At 60.1% G+C, this 24,938-nt stretch carries 20 protein-coding genes; 19 read left to right on the forward strand and 1 reads right to left on the reverse strand.

Going from position 1 to position 24,938, the window contains the following annotated elements:
- Positions 1-765 precede the first annotated feature (765 nt).
- From HMPREF3160_RS09775 to mshC, 5 genes are all read left to right on the forward strand, one after another.
- Positions 766-1,194 (forward strand): hypothetical protein, encoded by a 429-nt coding sequence (locus HMPREF3160_RS09775; RefSeq protein WP_141739762.1) that lies wholly within the window; start codon positions 766-768, stop codon positions 1,192-1,194.
- Between the two features lie 134 nt (positions 1,195-1,328).
- The gene (locus HMPREF3160_RS00705; protein ID WP_083285215.1) at positions 1,329-2,705 is read left to right on the forward strand and encodes a M20/M25/M40 family metallo-hydrolase; all 1,377 of its coding nucleotides are present in this window, start codon (positions 1,329-1,331) and stop codon (positions 2,703-2,705) included.
- A gap of 47 nt (positions 2,706-2,752) precedes the next feature.
- Positions 2,753-3,904 (forward strand): acyl-CoA dehydrogenase family protein, encoded by a 1,152-nt coding sequence (locus HMPREF3160_RS00710; RefSeq protein ID WP_070492071.1) that lies wholly within the window; start codon positions 2,753-2,755, stop codon positions 3,902-3,904.
- Positions 3,905-3,936: 32 nt separating this feature from the next.
- Entirely contained in the window at positions 3,937-4,773 is an 837-nt protein-coding gene (locus HMPREF3160_RS00715; RefSeq protein WP_070492303.1) for an undecaprenyl-diphosphate phosphatase, read from the forward strand.
- 74 nt (positions 4,774-4,847) lie between these two features.
- A complete protein-coding gene (gene mshC, locus HMPREF3160_RS00720; RefSeq protein WP_070506475.1) occupies positions 4,848-6,122 on the forward strand; it encodes a cysteine--1-D-myo-inosityl 2-amino-2-deoxy-alpha-D-glucopyranoside ligase in 1,275 nt (424 codons plus the stop codon).
- A 6-nt stretch (positions 6,123-6,128) separates the two neighbouring features.
- Here the strand turns inward: mshC and HMPREF3160_RS00725 are convergent, their stop codons facing one another.
- Entirely contained in the window at positions 6,129-7,082 is a 954-nt protein-coding gene (locus tag HMPREF3160_RS00725) for a PAC2 family protein (protein WP_176744672.1), read from the reverse strand.
- 112 nt (positions 7,083-7,194) lie between these two features.
- Here HMPREF3160_RS00725 and HMPREF3160_RS00730 point away from each other — a divergent pair, with 112 nt between their 5' ends.
- The 14 genes from HMPREF3160_RS00730 (at position 7,195) to HMPREF3160_RS00795 (ending at position 24,926) form a co-directional block, all read left to right on the forward strand.
- Positions 7,195-8,337 carry a site-2 protease family protein gene (locus HMPREF3160_RS00730; protein WP_052048325.1) on the forward strand — a complete coding sequence of 381 codons (1,143 nt, stop codon included), beginning with the start codon at positions 7,195-7,197 and terminating at the stop codon, positions 8,335-8,337.
- A gap of 14 nt (positions 8,338-8,351) precedes the next feature.
- Positions 8,352-9,419 (forward strand): tRNA (adenine-N1)-methyltransferase, encoded by a 1,068-nt coding sequence (locus tag HMPREF3160_RS00735; protein ID WP_070506481.1) that lies wholly within the window; start codon positions 8,352-8,354, stop codon positions 9,417-9,419.
- Between the two features lie 140 nt (positions 9,420-9,559).
- Positions 9,560-11,251 carry a proteasome ATPase gene (gene arc / locus HMPREF3160_RS00740; RefSeq protein ID WP_070506484.1) on the forward strand — a complete coding sequence of 564 codons (1,692 nt, stop codon included), beginning with the start codon at positions 9,560-9,562 and terminating at the stop codon, positions 11,249-11,251.
- 26 nt (positions 11,252-11,277) lie between these two features.
- Entirely contained in the window at positions 11,278-12,942 is a 1,665-nt protein-coding gene (dop, locus tag HMPREF3160_RS00745; protein ID WP_141739763.1) for a depupylase/deamidase Dop, read from the forward strand.
- An 89-nt stretch (positions 12,943-13,031) separates the two neighbouring features.
- Entirely contained in the window at positions 13,032-13,223 is a 192-nt protein-coding gene (locus HMPREF3160_RS00750; RefSeq protein ID WP_035755288.1) for a ubiquitin-like protein Pup, read from the forward strand.
- The gene (locus HMPREF3160_RS00755) at positions 13,220-14,731 is read left to right on the forward strand and encodes a proteasome accessory factor PafA2 family protein (protein WP_070506489.1); all 1,512 of its coding nucleotides are present in this window, start codon (positions 13,220-13,222) and stop codon (positions 14,729-14,731) included. The genes HMPREF3160_RS00750 and HMPREF3160_RS00755 overlap by 4 nt, the downstream gene beginning before the upstream one ends.
- 228 nt (positions 14,732-14,959) lie before the next feature.
- Complete coding sequence (locus tag HMPREF3160_RS00760; RefSeq protein WP_141739764.1) at positions 14,960-15,775, forward strand: FKBP-type peptidyl-prolyl cis-trans isomerase; 816 nt, start codon at positions 14,960-14,962, stop codon at positions 15,773-15,775.
- A gap of 62 nt (positions 15,776-15,837) precedes the next feature.
- Positions 15,838-16,239 carry an FKBP-type peptidyl-prolyl cis-trans isomerase gene (locus tag HMPREF3160_RS00765; RefSeq protein ID WP_035755282.1) on the forward strand — a complete coding sequence of 134 codons (402 nt, stop codon included), beginning with the start codon at positions 15,838-15,840 and terminating at the stop codon, positions 16,237-16,239.
- 55 nt (positions 16,240-16,294) lie between these two features.
- Positions 16,295-18,397 (forward strand): helix-turn-helix transcriptional regulator, encoded by a 2,103-nt coding sequence (locus HMPREF3160_RS00770; protein ID WP_141739765.1) that lies wholly within the window; start codon positions 16,295-16,297, stop codon positions 18,395-18,397.
- A gap of 70 nt (positions 18,398-18,467) precedes the next feature.
- Positions 18,468-18,839, forward strand: a complete 372-nt coding sequence (locus HMPREF3160_RS00775; RefSeq protein WP_141739766.1) for a hypothetical protein — start codon at positions 18,468-18,470, stop codon at positions 18,837-18,839.
- Positions 18,840-19,068: 229 nt separating this feature from the next.
- The gene (gene tatA / locus HMPREF3160_RS00780) at positions 19,069-19,341 is read left to right on the forward strand and encodes a Sec-independent protein translocase subunit TatA (RefSeq protein ID WP_035755275.1); all 273 of its coding nucleotides are present in this window, start codon (positions 19,069-19,071) and stop codon (positions 19,339-19,341) included.
- A 10-nt stretch (positions 19,342-19,351) separates the two neighbouring features.
- Positions 19,352-20,173 carry a twin-arginine translocase subunit TatC gene (tatC, locus tag HMPREF3160_RS00785; RefSeq protein ID WP_232219253.1) on the forward strand — a complete coding sequence of 274 codons (822 nt, stop codon included), beginning with the start codon at positions 19,352-19,354 and terminating at the stop codon, positions 20,171-20,173.
- Between the two features lie 72 nt (positions 20,174-20,245).
- Positions 20,246-23,248, forward strand: coding sequence for a DEAD/DEAH box helicase (locus HMPREF3160_RS00790; protein ID WP_035755270.1), 3,003 nt, complete (start codon positions 20,246-20,248; stop codon positions 23,246-23,248).
- Positions 23,241-24,926 (forward strand): amidohydrolase, encoded by a 1,686-nt coding sequence (locus tag HMPREF3160_RS00795; RefSeq protein ID WP_070506497.1) that lies wholly within the window; start codon positions 23,241-23,243, stop codon positions 24,924-24,926. Before HMPREF3160_RS00790 ends, HMPREF3160_RS00795 begins: the two co-directional genes overlap by 8 nt.
- Positions 24,927-24,938: the final 12 nt, after the last annotated feature.

Below are 24,938 nucleotides of genomic sequence, written 5' to 3' on the forward strand. Positions count from 1 at the left end.
GTTCTGGTTCGTAGGGGTGCCAATGTACGCCAGCATAGCTCTTTCTTTTATTGGGCTTCTTGGGGCAGGCGGTGTTCCTCTTCCTTATCCGTTGGTGCCTAAGTGGTTTGTGAAGCAGCGTCGAGAGGAATGGGCGAGGAGCAGAGCCAGGCGAAAGGTACGGGCACGAATTAGGCGTGAACGTAGGCGTCTCCGCAAGAGGAAGTGGCCCCCTCGCTGATTCGAAAACCGGCTTGGCGGAGAGCTAAATGAGTCCGGGGAGGTAGGGGACAGTGTCTCTAGGGGACAATCTATTCTGGGTCGCCATGCTTACTTGGGCGATATTGTATTGGATTTACTATGTCAAGGTTGTACGTAACCCGAAAAATGAGTCGTGGTGGGAATCGCCCTGGAGTGTCTTTAGCTTTTACCTATATCCCTACCTTGCGCTCATGTTTGGTTCTCTCTCGGCTACATTCCTGCTTGTGCAGCTCGGTTTGCCTAAGGTTGTGGGATATTGGCTCCTGAAGTTGGTCCCGTGGGGTGTCATCCTTTGTGTGGCTATTGCTTTTCTCGGGTTAGCCGGTGTCCCACTTCCTTATCCGTTCTTACCCAAGTGGGCGGTGATGAAACAGAAAGAGGACTTGGTTAGAACCATAGGTTATATCAAAGAGTACATGCAGAAATTGCGGGACCGCCTGCGTTCCCGCAGAAGAAAGTAGGCCACTCAGTGATTCGAAAACCGGCTTGGCGGAGAGCTAAATGAGTCCGGGAAGGTAAGGGACAGTGTCTGCAGAAGACAATCTACTCTGGGGTGTCTTGCTGGTTTGTGCGGTGTTGTATTGGATTTACTATGTCAAGGTTGTGCGTAAACCGAAATCTGATGCGTGGTATGACTCAGTCTGGAGTCTTGGAAGCCTGTATATATTTCCGTATGGATGGCTCGCTGCAGGTTCTGTTTCGGCGGCGCTATTGCTCGCTCAGCTAGATATGCCGAAGTTCGTGCTGTTCTGGTTCGTAGGGGTGCCAATGTACGCTGGCATAGCTATTGGATTTATTGGTTTTCTCGGGGCGGGCGGTGTCCCTCTTCCTTATCCGTTCTTACCTAAGTGGGCGGTGAAGAAACAGAAAGAAGAATGGGCAACTGCTATCGCCTGGCTGAAAGGTCGCGTACGAAAGCGGCGTGAACGTAGACGTCGCCGCAAAAGAAAGTAATGCACAGTCCCTGTAGAGAACAACCCGCTTCTTCCCCTTGAACTCGCCGGAGTACCTCCCGGGCATAGTTCAATCCTTCGCGAGCCGAAGTGCGCACCATTCCCAGGACGCTTCAGGGTTCTAGACTTGAGAGCATGCCAGACTCCGTGCTCACGCCTCAGAATCCTGAACCGCGATACTCCAGTGAACGCGCCCCTGATACCCGTACACGGGAATCTCTGGATCAAGAAGTAGTGAGGATCTGCCGAGACCTGATCCGCATCGACACCACCAACCTCGGCAGCTATCCAGACGCCGCAAATGAACGTCCCGCCGCCAAATATGTGATGGAGCTACTCCAGGAAGTCGGCCTCGAAGCCACAATGTATGAGTCCGCGCCAGGCCGCGCCAGCGTCGTAGCCCGCATCGAAGGCCGCGAACCCGACCTGCCCGCGCTCGTAGTGCACGGTCACCTCGACGTCGTACCAGCACAAGCCGAAGACTGGTCCGTCAACCCGTTCGAAGCAGTCATCAAAGACGACATGATCTGGGGCCGCGGAGCCGTAGACATGAAAAACATGAACGCGATGATCCTCACCACCGTGCGAGACATGGCACGCCGCGGACTCAAACCACGCAGAGACCTCATCGTCGCGTTCTTCGCAGACGAAGAAGCAGGCGGCGAATACGGTGCACTATGGATGGTCAAAAACTATCCAGAAGTATTCGCTGGCGCAACCGAAGCCATCAGCGAAGTCGGAGGCTACTCAACCACCATCAACGGCGAACGCGTCTACCTCGTCCAAACCGCCGAGAAAGGCCGCGCCTGGGGCGCACTCACCGCCCACGGCCGTGCCGGGCATGGATCCGCCGTAACACACGAAAACCCGATCGTGCACCTGGCCACCGCTATCGCCCGCATCGCAGGCGATGACTGGCCCCGCGAATACAACGAAGCGACCACAGCCCTACTTGAAGGCATCGCGCACATCACCGGCACAGAATTCGCCCCCGACAACCCCCAGCCGCAACTAGAAGCACTCGGGCCCACCGTGAAGTTCATCGCGAACACACTACAGACAACAAGCAACCCGACCGTCCTGAAAGCCGGCTACAAAGACAACGTCATCCCACAAGAAGCCCTAGCGCGGCTCGATGTGCGCACGCTACCCGGTAAGCACGAATCCACGCTTGAACGCATCGCTGAACTCGCAGGAGAACACGTCACCTACAGCATCGACCACCACAGGCCATCAGTCAGCGCCCCAATCGATGCCCCCATCTTCGATGCAATGCGGCAGGCACTGAACCGCCACGACCCCGGCTGCCACGTACTGCCATACATGCTCGGCGCAGGAACCGATAACAACGCTCTAGCCGACCTCGGAATCAACGGATACGGCTTCGCTCCACTCCTGCTCCCAGCCGAACTAGACTTCACCGGCATGTTCCACGGGATCGATGAACGAGTACCCATCGAATCGATCACTTTCGGCCGCGCCGTACTCTCCGAATTCCTCCTCGACTACTAGCGCCCACAACCCATAGAGCCCCTACCACGAACGGAAAGGACATCACCGTGTCTGATCGAGTCACAGCAATCCTGACTCCCGGCCTGCTAGAAACCCTGCGTGAGCGCGCACCTGAATACGACCAGAACAACGAGTTCGCGGCCCAGGATGTGCGCGACCTCGCAGAAGCCGGCTACTTCACCGCTACGTTGCCAGTTGAAGAAGGCGGGGCAGGGTGGAGCTTCGCAGACCTGGTGCGCGCCGAAAGGATGCTGGCAGCCGCGGCACCTGCCACCGCGCTGGCCGTGAACATGCACCAGGTGTGGTGCGGCGTCGACAAGATCCTGCGGTCCTGGGGCGATGATCGGCTCGCGTTCATGCGCCAGTGGGTTTCCGAAGGCGAACTATTGGCCTTTGGGGTCTCCGAACCAGGCAACGACGCCGTGCTGCTGGACTCCTACACTCAAGCGACCCCAGGGCAAGGCGGCTATACCCTCAACGGCCTGAAAGTCTTCACCTCCCTAGGTCCGGCGTGGACGCGGCTGGGCGTCATGGGTAAACATGACGGCCAGCTGCTCTACGGGTTCGTGGAACCACAGGAAGGCGTGCAGCGAGTCGGGGAATGGGACGCACTCGGCATGCGGGCTTCCGGATCATTTGCCACCAAACTCACCGACGCATGGATGAAAGAAGAGACCATCCACACCCGTTTTGAGCCGTGGGATGCCACCGAGCCGCTGGTTGCGGCGATCTTCGCCTCCTTCCTGACCCTCACCGGTTCGGTGTACGTCGGCATCGCAGACCGCGCGCTCGAGCTCGCACGCACGAGCGCGAATGAACGCACATCCCGCTCAACCGGGCTGGCGCTCTCACAACAACCGGCGCCACGTACGCTTATCGCGGAGGCCGGCATGAAACAGATCGCGCTCGATGCAGTGGTCGAATCAGTCGTCAACGAACTGGATGCTGGACTCAACCCGAGCCCGGCAACAGTCGCACGGTGGGTGACATTGCGCACGATGGCTACCGACACCGCCCAAGCCCACATCGAGACCGCCCGAGCACTCTCTGGTGGAGCCGGGTTCACGCGCACCTCAGAGATCTCGCGTCTTTACCGCGACGTTGCGGCAGGTATGCACCATCCGTCGCAACGCCCATCGGCGATGGAATCTGTGGCTAACTGGCTGGTTGGTCCGGTGGAACACACCACTAACAGCTAGGTTGTGTCCGCTCGGCACGATACCCTGCAGTGGTGGAATGGTTATACGCAGCGATCCTCGGCCTCGTTCAAGGGCTGACTGAGTTTCTTCCGATCTCTTCATCCGCGCACTTGCGCATCACGGGGTCTTTCCTGCCTGGCGGGTCTGACCCTGGCGCGGCATTCACCGCGATCACCCAGCTAGGCACCGAGACCGCGGTCTTGCTGTTCTTCTGGCGAGACATCGCGCGGATCATCAAGCACTGGTGCCTAGCGCTCGTGGGGAAGATGCCGCGCAATGACCCCGACGCGCGTATGGGTTGGCTGATCATCATCGGTTCGATCCCGATCGGCGTGCTCGGTCTGCTACTGGAAGAACAGATCGACACAACCTTCCGCAGTCTGTGGATCGTGGCGTTCATGCTCGTGTTCTTCGGCCTCTTGCTCGCGGCCGCGGACTCCTTGGGTAAACAACGCCGACAGCTACAAGACCTCACCGTCAAACACGGTATTCTCTATGGTTTCTTCCAAGCGCTCGCGTTGATCCCTGGCGTATCCCGTTCAGGCGGAACCATCACGGGTGGTTTGGCCCTCGGCTATTCGCGTGAAGCCGCTACCCGCTACTCATTCCTGCTAGCGATCCCCGCGGTCATGATCTCCGGCGGCTACAAACTCGCGAAAGCACTTAAAGACGGTTTCGACGGCCCATACGGTGCAGGCCCCACCGCGTTGGCGACCGTCATCGCGTTCATCGTCGGTTTCGTAGTGATCGGATGGCTGCTGCGCTACATCTCAACCCACTCGTTCCGCCTGTTCGTGTGGTACCGCATCGCGCTGGGCTTCATCCTGTTCGTCCTGCTCGGTCTTAACCTCATCGACCCAACGGTCTAAACGGGCGAGCCACACGGTAGCCTCGAATGATAAGTGTTATGCCCGCGTTCCACCCCGTAACGTAAGGAGAGCCCGTGCAGTCTTGGCCACGACCACACGTTCCTCAGGTCCCCGGACAACCACCAGCGATGCGGTTGTTCGATACCTCGACAGGAAAGATCGAAGAGGTCAAGACGAACGATCGTGCATCCATCTACGTGTGCGGTATCACCCCTTATGACGCCACACACTTAGGGCACGCCTCAACGTATGTGACCTTTGACCTGCTGATCCGGCAGTGGCTCGATGCTGGCCTTGAAGTGAACTACATTCAAAACGTGACCGACATCGACGACCCGCTCCTGGAGCGGGCCAACGATACCGGCGTGGATTGGGAATGGCTCGCTGAAGACCAGACCAACCTGTTCCGCGGCGACATGGAGGCGCTACGGGTCATCCCACCGCAGCACTACATGGGCGCGGTTGCCGCGATCCCGTGGGTTGTTGAAGGCGTTGAGAAGATGCTCGCCGACGGTGTCGCCTACCGTGTGCGCGGTGCGGCCGGTGAGCCAGACGGGGATGTCTACTTCGACTCCGCGGCAGCAGCAACGGACGCATGGCGGTTGGGGGACGTGTCTCACTACGACGCCGAAACCATGAACGAGTTCTTCGCCGAACGTGGCGGCGACCCGGACCGTCCAGGTAAACGCGACCCGTTGGATCCGCTGTTGTGGCGGGTGGCCCGCGAAGGGGAACCATCCTGGGACGGCGGGACCCTCGGTGACGGCCGGCCCGGCTGGCACATCGAATGCTCCGTCATGGCGGCCCGCCTCAACGACGGTCCGCTCACCGTCCAGGCCGGCGGTAACGACCTCATCTTCCCGCACCACGAGTTCTCTGCAGGCCATACGGCCGCTGTTTCCGGTCACCGTCTTGCCGAACACTACGCACACACCGGCATGGTTGGCCTTGACGGGGTCAAGATGTCGAAATCGCTCGGCAACCTTGTGCTCGTCTCAAAGCTGACCTCCGAAGGGCGCGATCCACGAGCGATCCGCGCGGTTATCCTGGATCATCACTACCGTGACGACTGGTCTTTCGAACACGAAGATCTGGAACGCGCCGACCAGCGCATCGCAACGTGGGAGAGCGCCCTGGGCCGCAGCACCCAGCAGCAGGCGGAGGACGTGCTCGCTCGCGTGCGGGCCGCACTTGCCAACGACCTCGATGCGCCAGCTGCCTTGGCCGCACTCGATGAATGGGCCGCGGCAACGCACGATGGGCCAGCTACTTCCGATGCGGCCGCTCGCTTGGTCGCAGACGCCGTCAATGCTCTACTGGGTATCGAACTGCAGCCTGCCGGGAACTAGGACTTTCTAGGACGTGAGGTCGTCGCGGCCAGAAAGGTAGCGGCGGAGCTCTTCCGCAATGGCCTCCCCATCGATGCGCTCCTGCGGAGTCTCCTGTTCGGTCTGTGCATGTTGTTGTTTAAGCTCCGAAAAGAGAGTTGCCAGCCGCGGGTCTTCCGCGGCCGCGGCATCGAGGGCCTCTTCCCACTCTTCGGCGTGTGCGCGCAAACTATCGGTTGGCAGATCCAAACCGAAATGCTCATCGAGCGCCGCAATCAGAGCGATCTGGGCCTTCGGATCCTGCAGCGCGGCAACATAGCGCGGCACATCAACCCACACATCCAGAACAGGTAGACCCGCCGCCCACGCGGTATCCGAAAGCACCGAAACAATGCCGGCAGGGCCCACATCCACCGAACGATCCGCTGAAGTCAGCGAACGCAGAGCCCGAGAGTCAGAGGTCAAGCGCGCCTGGACGTTCGCTGAATGAGGTATCTGTTCAGCGGTGGCGTGCAAGGCTGTGACCATAACAACGTTCAGGGCTTCGGCGTGCATCAAAACCTCACCAACAAACGAGATCCACCGCATGTTAGGTTCCGGGCCCAGAGCAACCACGACGTCCAAACCGGTCGGGGTGCGGAACCGATACAACCGCGTAGTAGGCCAAGCGAGTTTAAGGTTTCCGTTGACACCTGCAACACGTGAAGGTCGATTGACGAGGAAGTCGTAATATTCTTCAGGATCTAACTTGGCCGCCAAGGTTGAATCGACATGTTCAAGAATCCATTCCACGGCACTGGTCGCGGCGTGGCCAGCGTTCTCAAAGCCACCGAAAGCCGCGATCAAAACAGCCGGACGCAACTTATCCGTACTCGAACCCGAGACTGGCTGGGCGCGCACCCACTCCTTGACCGAATCAAACGGCACCGACTCATACGGTAATGATTCGAGCGGTTGAGTGCTCTCACGGTCACTGCTCACGTGCTCAGTCTCCTCACCTTCAAGCATTTATTCGTTACCCTAGTCACCCTCTCGGCGAGTGAAAAGACCAACCGATTAATCGGTTCGCGTTTTAGGACCTAAGATATGAGTCATGCCTACCGAAGGTGCCACCCAGCCGTGGTACAACCGTCCGCTCCCGCTCGGGAGTATCGGTGGCGTACCCGTTTCACTATCCACATCCTGGTTCTTCGTAGCCTTAGTCCTTCCCATCGCCGTGGTTGTGGTGGTCCAAGACTGGCTGCCAGGAACCACTACCGCTGTAGCGATCATCTTGGGGCTTCTACAGACAGTCGCCCTCATGTTCTCGGTTCTCATCCACGAGGTCGCCCACGCGCTCGTCGCTAAGGCACTCGGTTGGAAAACCACGGGCATCGAAGTCACGCTGTGGGGCGGGCACACGAGCTTCGATACGACGAAACCGAAAGCGTCGCAATCGTTCTTCGTCTCGATCGTGGGGCCGCTCACCAACCTTGCCCTTGCAGCGATCATCTATTCACCCATCTGGCTGGGAGCCCAACTTCCCGATGGGCCGCTGAAGTTCTTCATCATGATGACGGTCATCGCGAACCTCGCGATCGGCGTGTTCAACCTCTTACCAGGCCTACCCCTGGATGGCGGCAGGGTAGTTGAGTCAATCGTGTGGGGTATCGCCGGGCGCCAGCCGATCGGCACGATCGTTGCCGGGTGGATCGGCGGGATTCTCGCTTTGGCTGGCGGAGTCAGCGTTATCGTGTTCTTGGTGCAGGCCCAACACAACACCAAGTTCGTGACGCTTCTGATGCTGTTGGTCATGATCGTTCCGCTGCTTGATGGAGCGGTCAAGTCAGTTCGGTTGGGGCACTTCCGTTTGCGGATCGAAGGCATGCAGGCCGGGCAGTTGATCAGCCCCGTCGTGCGCCTTGCTCCTCACGCTTCAGTGGCCGATGCGGTTGAGGCAGGGGTCTTTGACGACACCGTTGTCCTGGTCCTAAGCCAAGACGGAACGCACTTGTACCGTGTGCGCCCGGAACCGCTTCAGAACATGCTTCCTGCTGTGTATGCAGGCACGCCAGTGATGCATGTTGTGATGGACGCGATGGACGCCCATGTAGTCTCCGCTGAATCAGATGGTGATATTTTGGCTCGTGCCGCACTTGATTCTGAGACGGGGACGGTGCTGGTAGTGGACTCGCAGCAGCAATGCATTGGTGCTGTGCGTCGCGAAAGCGTTGTCAAGGCGCTCGAAGGGCGCTGAGCGAAAGGACTTAAATAGTGGCTGTAGGTGCCCAGCACCGTCGCGGACCGTTCAAAGTGGGCGACAGGGTGCAAGTCACAGACGAGCGCCGCCGCGTACACACACTGACCCTCAAAGAGGGCGGGGAGTTCCACACCCACGTTGGTGTTTTGTTCCACGATCAGTTGCTCGGCCAACCAGAAGGCAGCGTCATCGAGAACTCCGAAGGTGTTCGGTATCAGGCGTTGCGTCCACTTTTGAAAGATTTCGTTTTGTCGATGCCGCGCGGCGCGACAGTGGTGTACCCGAAAGACGCCGGCCAGATCGTGACGATGGGGGACATCTACCCGGGTGCGCGCGTGGTGGAAGCCGGCATCGGTTCGGGCGCGTTGACGATTTCTTTGTTGCGTGCGGTTGGCGATACGGGCCTTGTGCATTCCTTTGAGCGCCGTGAAGAGTTCGCGGATATCGCTCGCGGCAACATCGCCGCGATGTTCGGTGAAGTTCCGCCCTCTTTCCGACTATCGTTGGGGGACTTCCAGGATCGTGTGGTCGAAGAGCACAAGCCAGGCAGTGTGGACCGCGTGGTGCTGGATATGCTCTCGCCTTGGGAATGCCTGGATGCGGTAGCCACCGTTCTGGCTCCAGGTGGGGTATGGGTTAACTATGTCGCGACCGTAACGCAACTTTCCCGCGTGATCGAAGCGATCCGCTCCGACGGCCGTTTCACCGAACCTGAGGCCTTTGAATCGATGGTGCGCGGCTGGCACGTAGAAGGTTTGGCTGTCCGGCCTGATCACCGCATGGTTGCCCACACCGGTTTTCTGATGACTACCCGCCGGCTCGCTGACGGGGCCGTAGGTATTCCAGGGTCTCGGCGTGTCAAAGACGTGACCTTCCCGGCTGAGGATGTTTCCGCTTGGACCGCTGATCACGACCCAGAAGCCTGGACAGCCGAAGGACTAGGGGAGCGTGGCCTTTCAGCCAAGAAACTGCGCCGCTCAGCGCGCGACGCGGTAGCGATGGGCCGAGCCGCCGGCGCTGATCTTCCAGATGCAGGCAGCGGAAGCGAAGTCAACGGGACGGACGTCAGCGGAACCTAAGCTAACGAAACCTAAGCTAACGGAACCCACGCCACCCAGCCCGAAGACTAGGCTGCGCCCTCTCGCGGCACGGCGCATCGACTGCCGAAGCTACACTCACCATCGTGCTTGCCTTGCTGGGCAACACGTAGGGTGGATGCATGAGCGATCAACCATCAACACCGCCACCTTCGCCGGAACCCAGGCAGAGTTCTTCCAACGAACTCTCCGACGTGCGTAGCCGCAACGTCGAGTTATCGCGCAGGGCAGAGGACCTGAGCCGACAAAACGCGCGGCTAGTAGATGCGTTGCGCCGCTCACGCGAAGCAATCGACGGTTTACGAGCTTCGCTGGAGCGGGACGGGGACTTCCCGCTGACTCACGCGGTAGTGCTGGCTCGCCACGAAGCGATCACGGACCGCACGCGTGCAATCCCAGGGGCAGCAGCTGCCGGGGTGGACATCCTGCACGCCGGAAGAACCGTGCGCACCAGCATTTCACCCCTGCTGGACGATGCGCACGTTGTTCCTGGTGCGGATGTTCTAGTCAACGAGTCCCTCATAGTCGTGGCTGTTCTTGGGCGGCGAGAAACCGGGACTGTCATGACCGTGGCCGATACTCTGGGCGCGGATAAGATTGTCGTTTCAACCCGCACAGGCGAACGGCTCGTAGTCCGCGCGGCTACCGAGCTGGCCCGCCGCGGAGTCCGGGCCGGTGAGCTCGTGGTCGTTGACCCGAAGACGGACATGGCCCTCGCCACGGTCACGGTGGACTCAGGCACGTCAGGCCTGCAATTGGCCGAGGTTCCACAAACGACCTACCAGATGATCGGCGGACTGGATCAGCAGATCACCCAGGTTCGCGATGCCATCGAGCTGCCGTTCATTCACCGCGAGAAATTCGCGGCCTACGGGCTTGAAGCCCCACGCGGGGTTTTGCTCTACGGGCCTCCAGGGACAGGCAAGACGATGATCGCCCAAGCGGTCGCCCATGCCTTGAGCGAACAAACCGGATCATCCGCTTACTTCCTCAATGTCAAAGGCCCCGAACTGCTCGACAAGTTCGTAGGTGAAACCGAACGCCACATCCGGTTGATTTTCGACCAAGCCCGCGATCAAGCGGCAGCCGGCCACCCCGTCGTGGTGTTCTTTGACGAGATGGACGCGCTCTTCCGCACCCGCGGCACCGGCGTGTCCTCAGACGTTGAAACCACGATCGTCCCGCAGTTGCTCGCGGAGATCGATGGGGTAGAGAAGCTATCGAATGTGCTCGTAATCGGCGCGACCAACCGCGCCGACATGCTTGACCCGGCGGTGTTACGGCCTGGACGCCTGGACGTCAAAGTGCGTATCGAGAGGCCCGACCGCGCCGCGACACTCGATATTTTGCAGCGCTACCTGAACGAAGACACACCAATCGCACGGACTGAGCTCACCCAACACGTCGATGCAGCGGCGGCGGCAGCGCATCTGTGTGAGGTGGTGGCACACGAAATCTTCGATGCTGACGCTCCATTGTTCGAATGTCTCGATACCGACGGCCAACCCCACTACATCGGCAGAGCCCAGCTGATCTCCGGCGCAGTTGTCAAAGCAATCGTTGACCGCGCAAAGCGTGCCGCCATCAAACGCGAGATCAACGGCGGAGAGACCGGCCTCGACGCGGGCCTTCTGCGTTCAGCGGTCCAAGACGAGTTCACGCACTCCGGCCACATGCCAACGCAAGGCTCACCGGACGAATGGGCCCGCATCCTGGGGCTAAACACACCAACCGGAACCCGCATCGTGAGCGTGCGCCGCCTAGAGAACGGTGAAGAAAACGGCGAAGAAACGGAACCGGCAGGGGATCAGTGAGGAACCAAAAAGCAGAGACCACACGCGTGAGTACGATCCAACAACACGTCCCGGTTGGTTTAGTAGCCGCCGGACTAGTAGGGCGGGCACCCGGTGAACGGATCATGGGCACCGAGACCGAATACGGGGTCATCGCCCCCGGTTCCGGGCTGACACCAACACAGCTCTCCGCGGCGGTAGTGACCGCGATGGGGGAGGCACTCGAACAGCTCGGCTCAGCAAGCGCTGCCGCCCCGTGGGATTACCTGCATGAGCGGCCGCTTGATGACGCCCGCGGCTTTTCGATGAGGCGCGCAGACGCCCACGAATCCCAGCTGACCCATGAAGGGACCTCAGTTGCCGCAGGGGCTGCGGCTAAGGGTGGTTCGGGCAGGATTCTGATGAACTCGGTTTTGGGTAACGGTGCCCGCTTCTATGTGGATCACGCTCACCCCGAATATTCCTCCCCGGAGAGCACGAACTCCTACGATGCCGCGGTGTGGGATCAGGCAGGTGACCGCCTGGCGGGCGCGGCGGCGCGGATCGCTAGCGGGCGCATCGGGCACGAGATTCTTCTGCACAAGAACAATGTGGACGGTAAGGGTGCCTCGTATGGAACGCACGAGAATTATCTGACCCCGCGTGCGTTACCGTTCGATGCCCTCGTGTCAGGCCTGCTGCCGTTCTTCGCTACTCGGCATATCGTCTGCGGCTCCGGCCGGGTTGGTTTGGGGCAGTTCGGTGAGAAACCGGGTTTTCAGGTCTCCCAGCGTGCCGACTATTTTGAGCAGCGCGTAGGGTTGGAAACCACTCTGCGGCGCCCACTGGTGAACACGCGGGATGAGCCGCATGCTCAACATAGTCGTTTTCGCCGCTTGCACGTGATTGTGGGGGATGCGAATTGTTGGGGTGTTTCCGCTCGCCTCCGTATGGGTGCAACCAACTGGGTTTTGCGTCTCATCGAAGCAGGCCGATGCCCGCGCGTTGAGATTGTTGATCCGGTGGCCGCGGTGAAAATTTTCTCCCACGACCCTGCATTGCACGTTCAGGTGCCAACGATTGATGGCCAGCGCGTGAGTGCGCTTGATATCCAGGAGAGCTATCTCGAAGCGGCGGAAGCCTACGCCGCAAGCGACGCCGAGGCTACCGGAGCGGAGCGCGAGGTGTTGCCACTATGGCGGCGGGTGATCGATGCGTTGCGTGCTAACGACACTGTCGCTGACCGGTTAGTTGAATGGCGCGGTAAATACGCGCTACTGCGGGCCTATGCCGCTCGTGGCGGGCTCGACGTTGAGGATCCGGACGCCTGGGAAGCAGACCAGCTCAAGCTCATCGACCTGCAATGGTCTGACATGAGGGAAGGTAAAGGCCTAGCGTGGGCACTTGAGCGCGCCGGCAAAGCAGAAACCGTGCTTGCGGAGGCCGATATCGTTACGGCAATGACCACACCACCTGCCAACACACGCGCGTGGGCCCGTGGCCAGGCCGTGACAACCTTCGGTAGCCAACTGAACGCCGCATCGTGGGAGAGCCTGACCTTCGAAGCCAACGGCCCCATCGAACGCATCGACATGCCCGTGCCGTGGGCGGGCACCTGCGAGGAAGTCAGCGCCACATCCCCGAACGAATTCCGCTTGGGCGAATTCTGTTCATCCATCAACGCATCAATGAACGCACACACGGCGAGCGCGAGCGACCCGCACGCCCTCTAACAGGCGGGTTTGTAGCATGGAGGCACACAGCAACCGGCATGCAAAGACCACCGGGAACTGAAACGGCATAGGGAAGTAGGGAGTAGAACATGGCCCAGGAACGCATCAACCAACAGAGCGAATCACCCGCGGAACAGAGCAACGAAACCGCGGACACCCCGCAGATCAACACGCAGGGTCAGGACGCAGGCGTGGATTCGATCCTCGATGAGATCGACGGATTATTGGAAAGCAACGCTTCCGAGTTCGTTTCCGGCTACGTGCAAAAGGGCGGGCAGTGAGCCAGCAGTACCCTGCCGCGAACCGGATTGTGGGCTTGGAAACCGAATACGGTCTTGCCTACAGCGCTCGTAGCGGGCGTGCCCCTGAGGTCGATGAGGTTGCCAAGCATTTATTTCAGCCGGTGATCGAATGGGGACGAGCGACCTCGGTGTTCCTACCGAACGGTTCGCGGCTCTATCTGGATGTCGGGTCCCACCCCGAGGTTGCTACCGCCGAATGCTCGATGCTGGGCGAGGTGCTCGAACAGGACCGTGCAGGGGCGCGGACCCTGGAACAGCTTGCACGGATAGCCGAGGACTCCTGGGAGGATTCACCCCATCCAGGGACCGTGCACCTGTTGCGTAATAACGTGGACTCCGCCGGTAACGCTTTCGGCTGCCACGAGAACTATATGATCCCGCGTAAGCTGGCTGCTGCCCGGCTGGCCCATACGCTCATCCCTTTTTTGGTAACACGCCCGTTGCTATGCGGCTCAGGCCATATCCGTTTGTTCGATGACAAACCCCGCTATGTGCTCTCTCCGCGCGCCCGGCACATGTGGGAGGCCGTTTCCTCAGGTTCGACCCGTTCCCGCCCGATGATCAACACCCGCGATGAACCACATGCGGATGCGGCTAAGCACCGGCGTCTGCACGTGATTGTGGGCGACACCAATGTGTCTGAGGCTTCCACCTTATTGAAGGTCGCTTCGACGTGGCTTGTTTTGGATTGGCTCGAGGCCGGTGGCGGGTCTGATCTTGGTGAGATAGCGCATCCGGTGGATGCGCTACGTGCCGTGTCTGATGACGCGGACGGGCGCACGCTTGTGAACTTCGACAGCGGCCGCCGGCTCAGCGCTGTAGATGTTCAGGAGTATTTCTATGAACAAGCCGCAGCTCACGCTCAACGAAGTGGGGCTGTGGAGCGTGACCCGCTGATGGCCACCGCACTGACGTTGTGGCGCCGAACCTTGGATGCGTGGCAGGCTGAAGACCTCAGCACTGTTGCCACAACTTTAGATTTTGAGGCTAAACGCAGACTCCTAGAACGCAATGTTGCCCGCCGCGGAGTGGACTGGAGCCACGCCTCCATGCGCCGCCTCGAACTCGCTTATCATGAGCTGGCCCAACCGGGTAGTTCCTCGTTGCAAGAAAAACTGGAAGCCGCCGGTCTCTTGGAGCGGATAACAGCACCCGATGCGGTTGAACACGCACGTACCAACCCACCGCGCACCACACGGGCATTCTCACGCGGTGCGTTGATCGCTGCAGCTAAGGCGTGCGGGGCAGGGTATAAAGCTGATTGGATGAGCTTCCGGCTCACAGATACTGCCGAAACGAAAGTGCTCATGCCAGACCCGCTTGAGGCGACATCGCAGGCAGCGGCGGAGCTGATCGGTGCACTTCCTCTGAACCGGGAATCGCTTGGCTCCGGCGAACACGTGCGTGGCGTAGAGAACGCCGGCACCGACATCGACACAGTTTTCGCTTCACTTCCCGCGCGAAACATGGTCCCAGGTGGACTGTAGAGTTAACCCACGAATATCCACCCTCGTCTCTGCTCATACTGCGAAGGAAGGTTTTCAGTGCGCAAACTAGCGACTGCAACCCTAGTCGGCACCCTGGCCCTGTCTTTGGCCGCATGCTCGGGCTCCAAAGATGAACCCGCTAGCTCGGCGTCCGGAGATAGTCAACTTCAAACAACAGAACAAGACACGGACAAGGGAAACACTGGCGCACCTGCTGACTTGGACTCCGTGAAGATCACCCATGAGGGCAAAGACAAAGTCGCAGCGGACTTCAAGAACCCGCTCAAGGGCGAAAAAGCCACAGCCAAGCTCGTCAACAAGGGTGATGGCGCCAAGCTTAAGGACGGTCAGAGCGTCCAGTTGCGTCTGGCGACCTTCGATGCAGAAACGGGCAAGGAACTGCAGCCGGGTAGCTTCAAGCAGCCGCAAGCGCTCACACTCGACAAGGACGCACTCGTTGGTGTTGAAGGGCTCTACGACGGTCTCAAAGAAGCGACCGTAGGCTCCGACATCGCTTACTTCATCACCTCGCCTAGCGTTGACAGCCCGCAGTTGTGGGTCATCCATGTTGAGGATGCGAAAGACCCGTCAGTGAAGTGGAAGAAGTCTTCGGAAAAGGGCGATAAGCCAAGCTTAGACAAGGGTAAGAAAGACACCTACACGGTAACCATCCCTGAATCTGACGCACCTAAGAAACTCCAGGTCGACGTCATCGACGAAGGCACCAAGGGGCCTAAGGCCACCAAGGAATCCATGCTGACGGTGCGCTACTCCGGCGCTAAATGGTCCGATGCCAAACAGTTCGACGGTAACTTCGACGCACCTGAACCAAGCACGTTCGGGCTCAACCAGGTTATTCAAGGCTGGACGGAAGGCCTCGAAGGCCTCAAGGCCGGCACCACGGTATTGCTCACGATCCCGGGGGATAAAGCCTACGGCGAGGAATCCCCAGGGGACACCGGCAACCCACCAAAGGGCACGCTCGTGTTCCTCGTGACCATCGAGAAGGTTGAAACCCAGCGGGACGCAACCGACAACGACTAACCAGTCAAAACATCGACCTCACAGCCTAAACACCGACCTCCAAGACGCAGGAGAAAAGCAGTATGTCTTTTGGACAGCGGAACTTTGATATCGACCGCGAGAAACCAGAAATCGACTTCCCAGGTAGCGAGGTACCAACCGAGCTGAAAATCATCGATGAGATCGAAGGCACCGGCTCGGAAGTCGCACGCGGCTCGCACGTGACAACCCACTACGTCGGCGTTGCTTTCTCCACTGGAGAAGAGTTCGACGCGTCCTGGAACCGTGGCCAGCCACTCGAATTCACCGCAGGCATCGGTCAGGTTATTCAGGGTTGGGACGAAGGCCTGCTCGGCATGAAGGTTGGCGGGCGCCGCCGACTCGAAATCCCAGCCAACCTCGCATACGGCGAACACGGAGCACCTCCCGCGATCGGCCCTAACGAAGCCCTCATCTTCGTGGTTGATCTTCTGGCAGTGCGCTAGAAAAGGCGTGTTAGAAGCCCGGAGAGAATCTAGCGCACGAAGCTAAGAAGCAACAGTGAGCAGAAGCAACGTTAAGCCCGTGAGCCCTGCGGCGAAAGCCGTGGGGCTCATGCGCGTGCTTACCTCGACTCGCATAGGACTCACTGCAGCCATGCTCCGGGAACGTATCCCTGAGTATCGCGGCCTCAGCGACGCCGCTTTTGAACGTGCATTTGAACGCGATAAGAGCCGTCTGCGCGCGCTCGGGCTTGAACTCACTGTGGAAAGGCTCGAAGCTGACGGCTTAGGGGAGGTGCGCTACCGCATCGACCTGCCCGCGCACAGGCTACCTGAGCTTCATTTGAGCGAGACTGAACGGCTTGTGACCTCTCTTGCCGCGGCCGCTGTTGGGGGTAGCAGTTGGGGATCCCACGCGCGTCGAGCATCCGCTCGGCTCGTTGGTGGTGCATCCGATCGCCTCAGTGGTAGGGAAACCTCGGGGCTCGGAGCACGTGTCGAGCTGAGCAACCCGCCAGAGGCCGCTGAAGCGTTGATCCTGGCAGCCTTATGCGAATATCCGGTCGCGTTCGATTACCGTGCGGCCAACGGTGAACTGACCTCACGCAGAATCATGCCGTGGGGTGTGGGGCAGAAAGCGGGCCGTTGGTACATGTTCGGTGGGGACATCGAACGCGGGGGCGAACGGATGTTCAGGCTCGACCGCGTCCAAGGGCATGTCGCGCAAGCCAACGCACGCAAAACCGAAATGGTCCACGAGATCTATGGGCGCCCGGATAAGTTTTCGATGCGTCAAGAGCTCGGCAGGTTGAGCGAGCGTGAGCCTCGCCATACGGTGCTGATCGCTGTTGCTGAAGGTACGGGAGCTGAGATGAAGGCTCGCGGCCGCAGCGTGGCTCACGGTGGTGGGGTAGAGGTCATCGAGATCCAGGGCGTCTATCCCGATGTGGTGCGGGAATGCGCGGCTATCGGGGCTGCCGTGGTCGATGCGGAAGCTGACATCGGTGTCCCGGAGCTTGATGTGACAGAAACCGATCAGCCCGAACGCGCAGCGCTCGAGGATGTTGAAGCGTTGGTCGAGGCAGCCATTGCCGCGAATGCTGACCCAACAGGCGCTGATGCCGCGGCTCCGAGAGTGCGTATATCAGCAGGCGGAAGGCCGTCAACAGATCACGTCCTGGCTGATGTTGTGAGCTTGGTTGCTGTGATCCAGGGCGAAGGGATCACCGGCCTGGAAGACCTGGCGCATCGCTTCGGTGTGAGCGTCAGCGAAATCCAGCGACGGGTTGCAACCCTTGAGTTAGGTGCGCAGCTGACCGAAGACGCAGCGGGATCTCAAGAGAACTTTGCGTTGAGCATCGAGAACGGAAACGTTCAACTCACCGGAGGTGATGCGTTGAGGTACCCGCTCAACGTGTCATTGCAAGAAGCCACTGCATTACTTTTGGGCTGTCAACTGTTGGTTTCGATCCCAGGCATTGCCCCCACTGTCCATGCAGCGGCGCAGACTGTGATGCACAAACTGATGCAAGCACGCGAACAGCTCGGCGCCTTCGATAAGGTCGTCGCCATCGAGGCAGGAGAACCCGGCCACGAAACGGCAGGTTTCGCCCAGAAACTAGGCCAAGTGATCGCAGACCGGCGAACCGTTGAGCTCGAATATGCGGGCCTTGACGCCACCACGGAACGCAGCATCGATCCGCTCACTCTGATCAGGGTTGATGACAAGCTCTATGTGCGGGCGTGGTGCCATCTTCGAAGCGACGAGCGTACCTTCCTGTTGGAGCGCATCGTGCATATGAACATCACTGAGCGCGAAGCGACCCACACTCCGGTACACCCGTACGGCGTTCAAGCGCGCGGTACCCAAGAGCAGGGCGAAGGGATCGACGCCCTGGTCGCGTTCGGACCGAATGCAGAGTGGATGGCGCCCGCGTTCCGTCCCAGTGCAACCAAGCGCACCGAGCATGAACTCATCGGCCGCATCGAGGTGATCAGTGCTGAACGGGTCGCGCGTTCGGTCGCTGCAGCAGGCGGGGACATGCGCATCATCGCGCCGACCCAATTGCGGCACGACGTCAGCTTAGCGCTCGAGGGGTTACTCGATCGCTCACGGAAGTGCCGTACAGTGGGCACTGAACTGATTCGTGGCGTGACATGACGCGCGCACTGAAGCAAATCCCGGCACACGATCCAAACCCCAACCATCAGGAGCAGAAGTGAATTGGTTCATGTGGACCTTGTTATGGCTCGCACTTTCCCTGGGGCTGATCGCGATGCTCGCCTGGGGCGCCCTGCACTTATGGCGTAAAGTGCGTGCTTCGCTCGTGGATGTGTCTCAAGCAAGTGAGAAGATCGCCGATGCGTTACAGACTGACGCTGAACCGGTCGCCTCGCTGAGCGCGGAAGGCCGCCACGGAACGCCCGTCGGCTGGGACGCCACCTTTGCTGACCCCGCCGTGGTGCGCGCGGCTCGAGCCAACCAACGCGATCAGCGCGTTGAAGCGCGCCGGAAGCGCCGCATCGACATGCTGTGGGCCACAGGACGGCCACGCCGTTGGGAAGACATCCACGACGTCGATGAGGACACCGCAGTCCGCTAACGCCAACGATGCCGGCTATGCCCAGGCACAACGGCGAAACCTCAAGCCACACTCCGCCAAGCCTGAGTGCCGACGTCTCGGAACCGCGGGCGTCTCGCAATCACGGAGGTCTCGCAACCGCCGCCGTTGCTCACCTGCCTGGGTAGACCCCTGCACTAGAATAAGAGAAGTTAGATGACAACCCATGTTTGGCGGGTTGTCTCACCGAACGCTTGAAGGAGTAGCAACTATGCATCCGCCGTCACCCATGGCCTGGGCGATCATCATCGTCGTCATTCTTGTGCTGTTCGCGCTGCCCAAGTTGCCGACCATCGCACGCAGCCTGGGTGAATCGACCCGCATCTTCAAATCCGAGATGCGGCAGATGAAAAAGGACGAAGAAGCCGCCAAGGCTTCCGAGAAGGAAAGCAAGGCGGAATCCAGCTCGGCTGAGAACCAGGCGAAGGAACCTCTCGAAGGCCGCATCGTAGACACCCCGCAGGCTCGGGAAGAGAACAAGTAAACCTTCAGTGGTGTCGAGCACTCGGCGGAAGAACACCGGCGGGCACATGCCCTTAAAGCGGCACTTTAAAGAGTTCCGCAACCGGCTCATTGTTTGCGTTATCACGCTACTGGTCACGTCCATCGTTGGCTTTTTCCTGTATAAGCCAGTCATGGCGTTCATGATCGAGCTCGTTTCCGATCTTGGTGGAACCATCAACTTCGGTTCGGCGATCGCCCCGCTCGATGTCATGATCAGGGTCGCCCTGTGGATCGGTATGGTCTTGGCGGCACCGATGTTCATCTGGCAGATCTGGGCGTTCATCGTCCCTGGCCTGTTACGGAAGGAAAAGCGCCTCACGGTTTCCTTCATGGCGGCGGCGATCCCGCTGTTTCTGATGGGTGTGGCGCTCGGCATCTATGTGATCCCGCATGCGCTCCGGTTCTTCCTCTCGCTAACCCCTGACCAGGCGGACAACATCATCCCGGTCATGGACTTCTTGCCGTTCGTGACCCGCCTGACTCTCGCGTTCGGGATTGCGATGGTTCTGCCGGTCGGGATGGTTGGGCTCAACTTGGTGGGGATTTTGCCTGCTAAGTCGATTCTGAAGCATTGGCGGATCACGGTGTTTCTGATCACCGTGTTCTCAGCTGTGGCCGCACCCGGTGGTGACGCGTTGAGCATGTTCTTCATCGCCGGTCCCATGCTGGTGCTGTTCATCGCGGCCACACTGTTCTGTTGGATCCTGGACCGGCGGCGGGCCAAACGCGAGGCCAAGAACCGCGAAGCGGCACCAACCGAGGTCGAGGCCGCTCGGGCTGTATCGGCGCCCAAAGGAAGTGATGAGCTTTAGACGACACCGCGGAAACCCGCCCACCGCGTCAACCGACCCCAGCAGGAGTCAAGAAAGCATCGAGGACAAGACGTGTCATCTGAAGTAGAGGGACTCAGCCCCGCCGAGCGCTTCCAAGCAGCAGCAGCCAGGCAACGCCGTAACCGGAACGAGGTCGGCCGGTTCACGTCGCAATTCTCGTTCGTTTTGGATGAGTTCCAGCTCACGGCTTGTGACGCGCTTGAAGCCGGGCGCGATGTCCTGGTTGCCGCTCCGACAGGCGCCGGTAAGACCATCGTAGGTGAGTTCGCGGTGCACTTGGCGCTGGCCCGCGGCACTAAGGCGTTCTATACGACCCCGATCAAGGCGTTGTCGAACCAGAAGTTCTCTGACTTCGCCCACACGTATGGCGCCCATAACGTCGGGTTGCTGACGGGGGACACGAGCATCAACTCTGAGGCCCCGGTAGTTGTGATGACCACCGAGGTTCTCAGGAACATGCTGTATGCGGGCTCCACAACCCTCGAGGGACTTGAATATGTGGTCATGGACGAGGTCCACTACCTGGCGGATAAAGACCGGGGCGCGGTGTGGGAAGAGGTTATTCTGCATTTGCCGCAACGGGTCCAGGTGGTTTCGCTTTCGGCTACGGTTTCCAACGCTGAAGAGTTCGGCGGGTGGCTGAACTCAGTGCGCGGGGCCACCGATGTGGTGGTGACCGAGCACAGGCCTGTCCCGCTCAGTCAGCATGTTCTGGTGGGCAAGCAGCTGGTGGATCTGTTCGCTGAAGATGTTTCCTTCGAGGAGACCGCCGGTGTTGACCAACTGGTGAATCCGCACCTGCTGCGGCTTGCTCAGCAGCAAAACTCCCGTGGCGGTTTGAGGGATTGGCGCGCGCCACGAGGTAGCCGTTCACATGGTCGAAATGAGCGCGAGCGGCGTGGCCGCAACCGTCGTGGCGGGCGTGGCCGTCAAGGCGGGCGCGCTAAGCGTTCTAAAGAGTTCAAGGAAGATGCGCGGCGTTATAGCCGTGGGGAAAGCTACTCGGCGCACCGTGCTGAGGGGAGCGCTCATGCTCGCATTGGGCATGAACAGCATGAAGAACATCACCTCGTTCCGGCAAAGGCCCAACGGCCTGACGTGGTGATGACGCTGAAGAAAGCGCACCTGTTGCCAGCGATCGTGTTCATTTTCTCGCGGAAGCAATGCGATCTCGCTGTCCAGCAGTGCATCAACGCGGGTCTGAGGCTTACGGACCAACACGAACAGAGGATCATCCGTGCCGAGCTGGATGAAGTAGCGCAGAATCTGCCTGCCGAAGACCTCGATGTGCTCGGCTATTGGCAGCTACGTGAGGGCTTGCTGCGAGGCATTGCCGCGCATCACGCCGGCATGGTTCCAGTGTTTAAGGAAGCCGTGGAGCGCCTGTTCGTGCGCGGGGTGGTTAAGGTCGTTTACGCGACGGAAACCCTCGCTCTGGGTATCAACATGCCCGCACGTTCAGTGGTGTTGGAGAAGCTCGATAAGTTCAACGGCGAAACACATGTCCCGATCACCCCGGGGGAATACACCCAGCTCACCGGACGGGCCGGGCGCCGCGGAATCGATGTTGAAGGGCACGCGGTAGTGACGTGGCATCGAGGGATGGAGCCGGGCGAGGTTGCCGGGCTTGCCTCGAAGCGCACGTATCCGCTGAATTCAAGTTTCCGCCCAACCTACAACATGAGCCTCAACCTGGTTCGCCGGTTGGGGGCTCCGAAAGCGCGTGAAGTCCTTGAACGGTCTTTCGCTCAATACCAGGCCGATGCTTCTGTTGTGGGGCTTGCCCGCCAGCTGGATTCGCGTGAAGAATCCCTCGATGGCTACGCGGAAGCCATGCAGTGTCACTTGGGTGATTTCAAGGAATACGCGCAACTTCGTGCCGAGCTTTCTGCCGCGGAGAAAGCGGCTTCCTCGGGACGTAACCGTGCCCGCAAGAGCGCTATCGAGATGTCGCTGGAATCGCTAGTTCGCGGCGACATCGTTGAGGTGGGTGGCCGGCGCGGGCTTGGCGTTGTTGTGGTGACCCAACCCAGCCCGTCCTTGCGCGACCCGCGTCCGTTCGTGGTCACGATGGAAGGGGCGAGCCGCCGCCTGAGCGTCAATGACCTCGACGCTCCGGTTGAGGTTGTGGCGCGGGTCAAGGTTCCTAAGTCTTTTAAGGGAGCTTCCCCTAAGGAGCGCATCGAGTTGGCTCGCCGGGCACGTAACGCAGCGGCCAACAGGTCGCCCAAGCACCGCCCGCGGACTGTGGGCTTCACGTTCCCGGGTCAGCAGGATGCGAACGAACGCATCGAAGAACTGCGTGCCAAGCTCAAAGACCACCCGTGCCACCAGTGCCCTGACCGTGAACAGCATGCGCGTTGGGCCGAGCGCTATCAGCGCCTCAAAAGAGAAACAGACCGCCTCCACGGAGAGATTCAGGCACGCACCAACTCGATCGCGCGAACCTTCGACCGTGTTCTGCACGTCTTGGAGGAGGTCGGCTACGTCAAGGGACGCGGCCAAGATGCGCGGGTCACTGACGCGGGCACTGTGATGCTGCGGATGTACGGCGAGCGCGATCTGTTGACGTGCCTGGTAGCTAATACGGGGTTGTTCTCTGGTCTTTCCCCTGCGGCGATGGCCGCGGCTGCGACGATGTTCGTGTTCATGCCTAAACGGGATGCGGATGTGGTTCCGCACGTGTGGCCTACCGGTGTTCGCCCGATCTGGGATGAAGCCGTGAGCATCGCTGAGGAGCTTTCTCACTTGGAGAAGAAGCACCACATCGAGCCGACGCCCGCCCCGGATTGTTCGCTTGTTCAGCCGATGCACAGTTGGGCGACGGGCGAGGACCTTGCTGATGCGCTTTTTGCGTCCCCGATTGAGGCCGGCGATTTTGTACGTTGGGCTAAGCAGACCATCGACTTTTTAGGTCAGGTTGCTAGCAACGAGGCGATTGCCCCGGATGTGTGTGCGAGTGCGGCGGCTGCGGCGGATCTGATCTCGCGAGGCATCGTGGAGGCCTCCTCGGTGGTCGAGGAAGCGTTAGAAGAAAAGGAGACGCATGACTAAGCCGGTCATGTATGTGGGCGCTGCGATTTATGCGCCGGAGGATCCGTTCGCCACTGCAATGTTGGTTGAGGACGGAACGATCGCGTGGATGGGTACCCACGCTGCTGCGAAGACGATCATCTCTGATGCCATGACGGTCGTTGATGTTGAAGGCGCACTCATCGCGCCGGCTTTCGTGGACTCTCACGCTCATATCACTGAGACCGGCAGGCATCTTTCGACTCTGCAGCTGGATCATGTGCGCTCCAAGACTGAGTTTCTGGATGAATTGTCCCGCTACGCGGCCGGCTTGGGCGAGAAACAGCGTGTTTTGGCGTCCGGTTGGGATGAGACGCTGTGGGATGAGGCGGCTTGTGAAGGTGACGCTGGAGTAGCGGACGGGGCAGCTTTGCCGACCGTAGCGGAACTGGACCGTGCGGTGGGGTCCCGCCCGGCCTATATTCTGCGTCGAGACTTGCACACGGCTCTGGCCTCGAGTGCGGCACTCACCGCGGCTGGCCTGGACGTTCCATCGGGTGAGCTTGATGGTGCGTGGATGAGTGAACAAGAGCATCATGCGTTGCGAGACTGGGCGCTCACAGCTAGCGATGATGAACTGCGTGATTGGCAACGGAGAGCTTTGAGCAGTTTCGCTCAGACGGGGCATGCGCTGGTGACGGAGATGGCGGCACCGCACGTTTCGGGCGGGCGTGACCTCGAGGTTCTTCTGGCAACGTGCGAACAAGAGGCTCGGGCTTTCCCTTCGGTGGATGCGTTCTGGGCGCAGCTTGTCGAGACTGAAGAGCAGGCGCGCGAGCTCGTGGCGTCTTTCAGCTCCAACAGCCGTTACAGGCGTTTAGCTGGCATCGGCGGGGATTTGTCGATGGATGGTTCGATTGGCGCCTATACCGCGGCGCTTCGCCAGGATTATGCGGACGCGCCGGGGGAGAAGGGGCAGTTGCTGCTAACCCCTCGGCAGGTAGCGGCGCACGTGATCGCGTGCGTTACCGCGGGCGTCTCGACAGGCTTCCACGCGATCGGCGATGCGGCGCTGGACGCGCTCCTGGAAGGGTATCGGATCGCCGCTGATGTGGTGGGTGCCCGTGCGATCCGGCAGCAACGGCACCGCATCGAACATGCTGAAATGCTGGATGCTGCACACATTGAGACGATGCTGGACTACGGCCTCACCGCGAGTGTTCAGCCGCGCTTCGATGAGTTGTGGGGTCATACAGGCGACATGTATGAGGCCCGCCTAGGCGTCGAGCGGGCTGGCGGTATGAACCCGTTCGGTTCGCTCTCTGCGGCGGGGGTTCCGCTCGTGTTCGGCTCGGATGCCCCGGTGACCCAGGCTCATCCGTGGAAGGCGATTCGTGCGGCGATGCATCACCACGATGCGCAACAGACTCTGCCTGCACGCGCGGGATTCCTCGCTCATACGCGCGCCGGCTACCGCGCCTTGAATAGTCCTGACCCTACGGCGGGGGTCTTGCGTTGGGGAGCTTCAGCGACGTTTGCGATCTGGGAACCGAGCGAGCTCGTGGTCGGTTCTGCTGATCAGTCGCGAACCAGTTTCTCAACGGATGCGCGGGCACGGACCCCGATGCTTCCGGACCTTGACGGTGAGAAGCTGCCGGAGTGCTGGGCGACGCTGCGGCATGGCGAAATTTTATGGGACGCTCAAGGTTTGCACCCATAATGGTGTGGGCCG

Origin of the sequence: Arthrobacter sp. HMSC06H05, from assembly GCF_001807395.1 — a bacterium.
GTDB lineage: Bacteria > Actinomycetota > Actinomycetes > Actinomycetales > Micrococcaceae > Pseudoglutamicibacter > Pseudoglutamicibacter albus.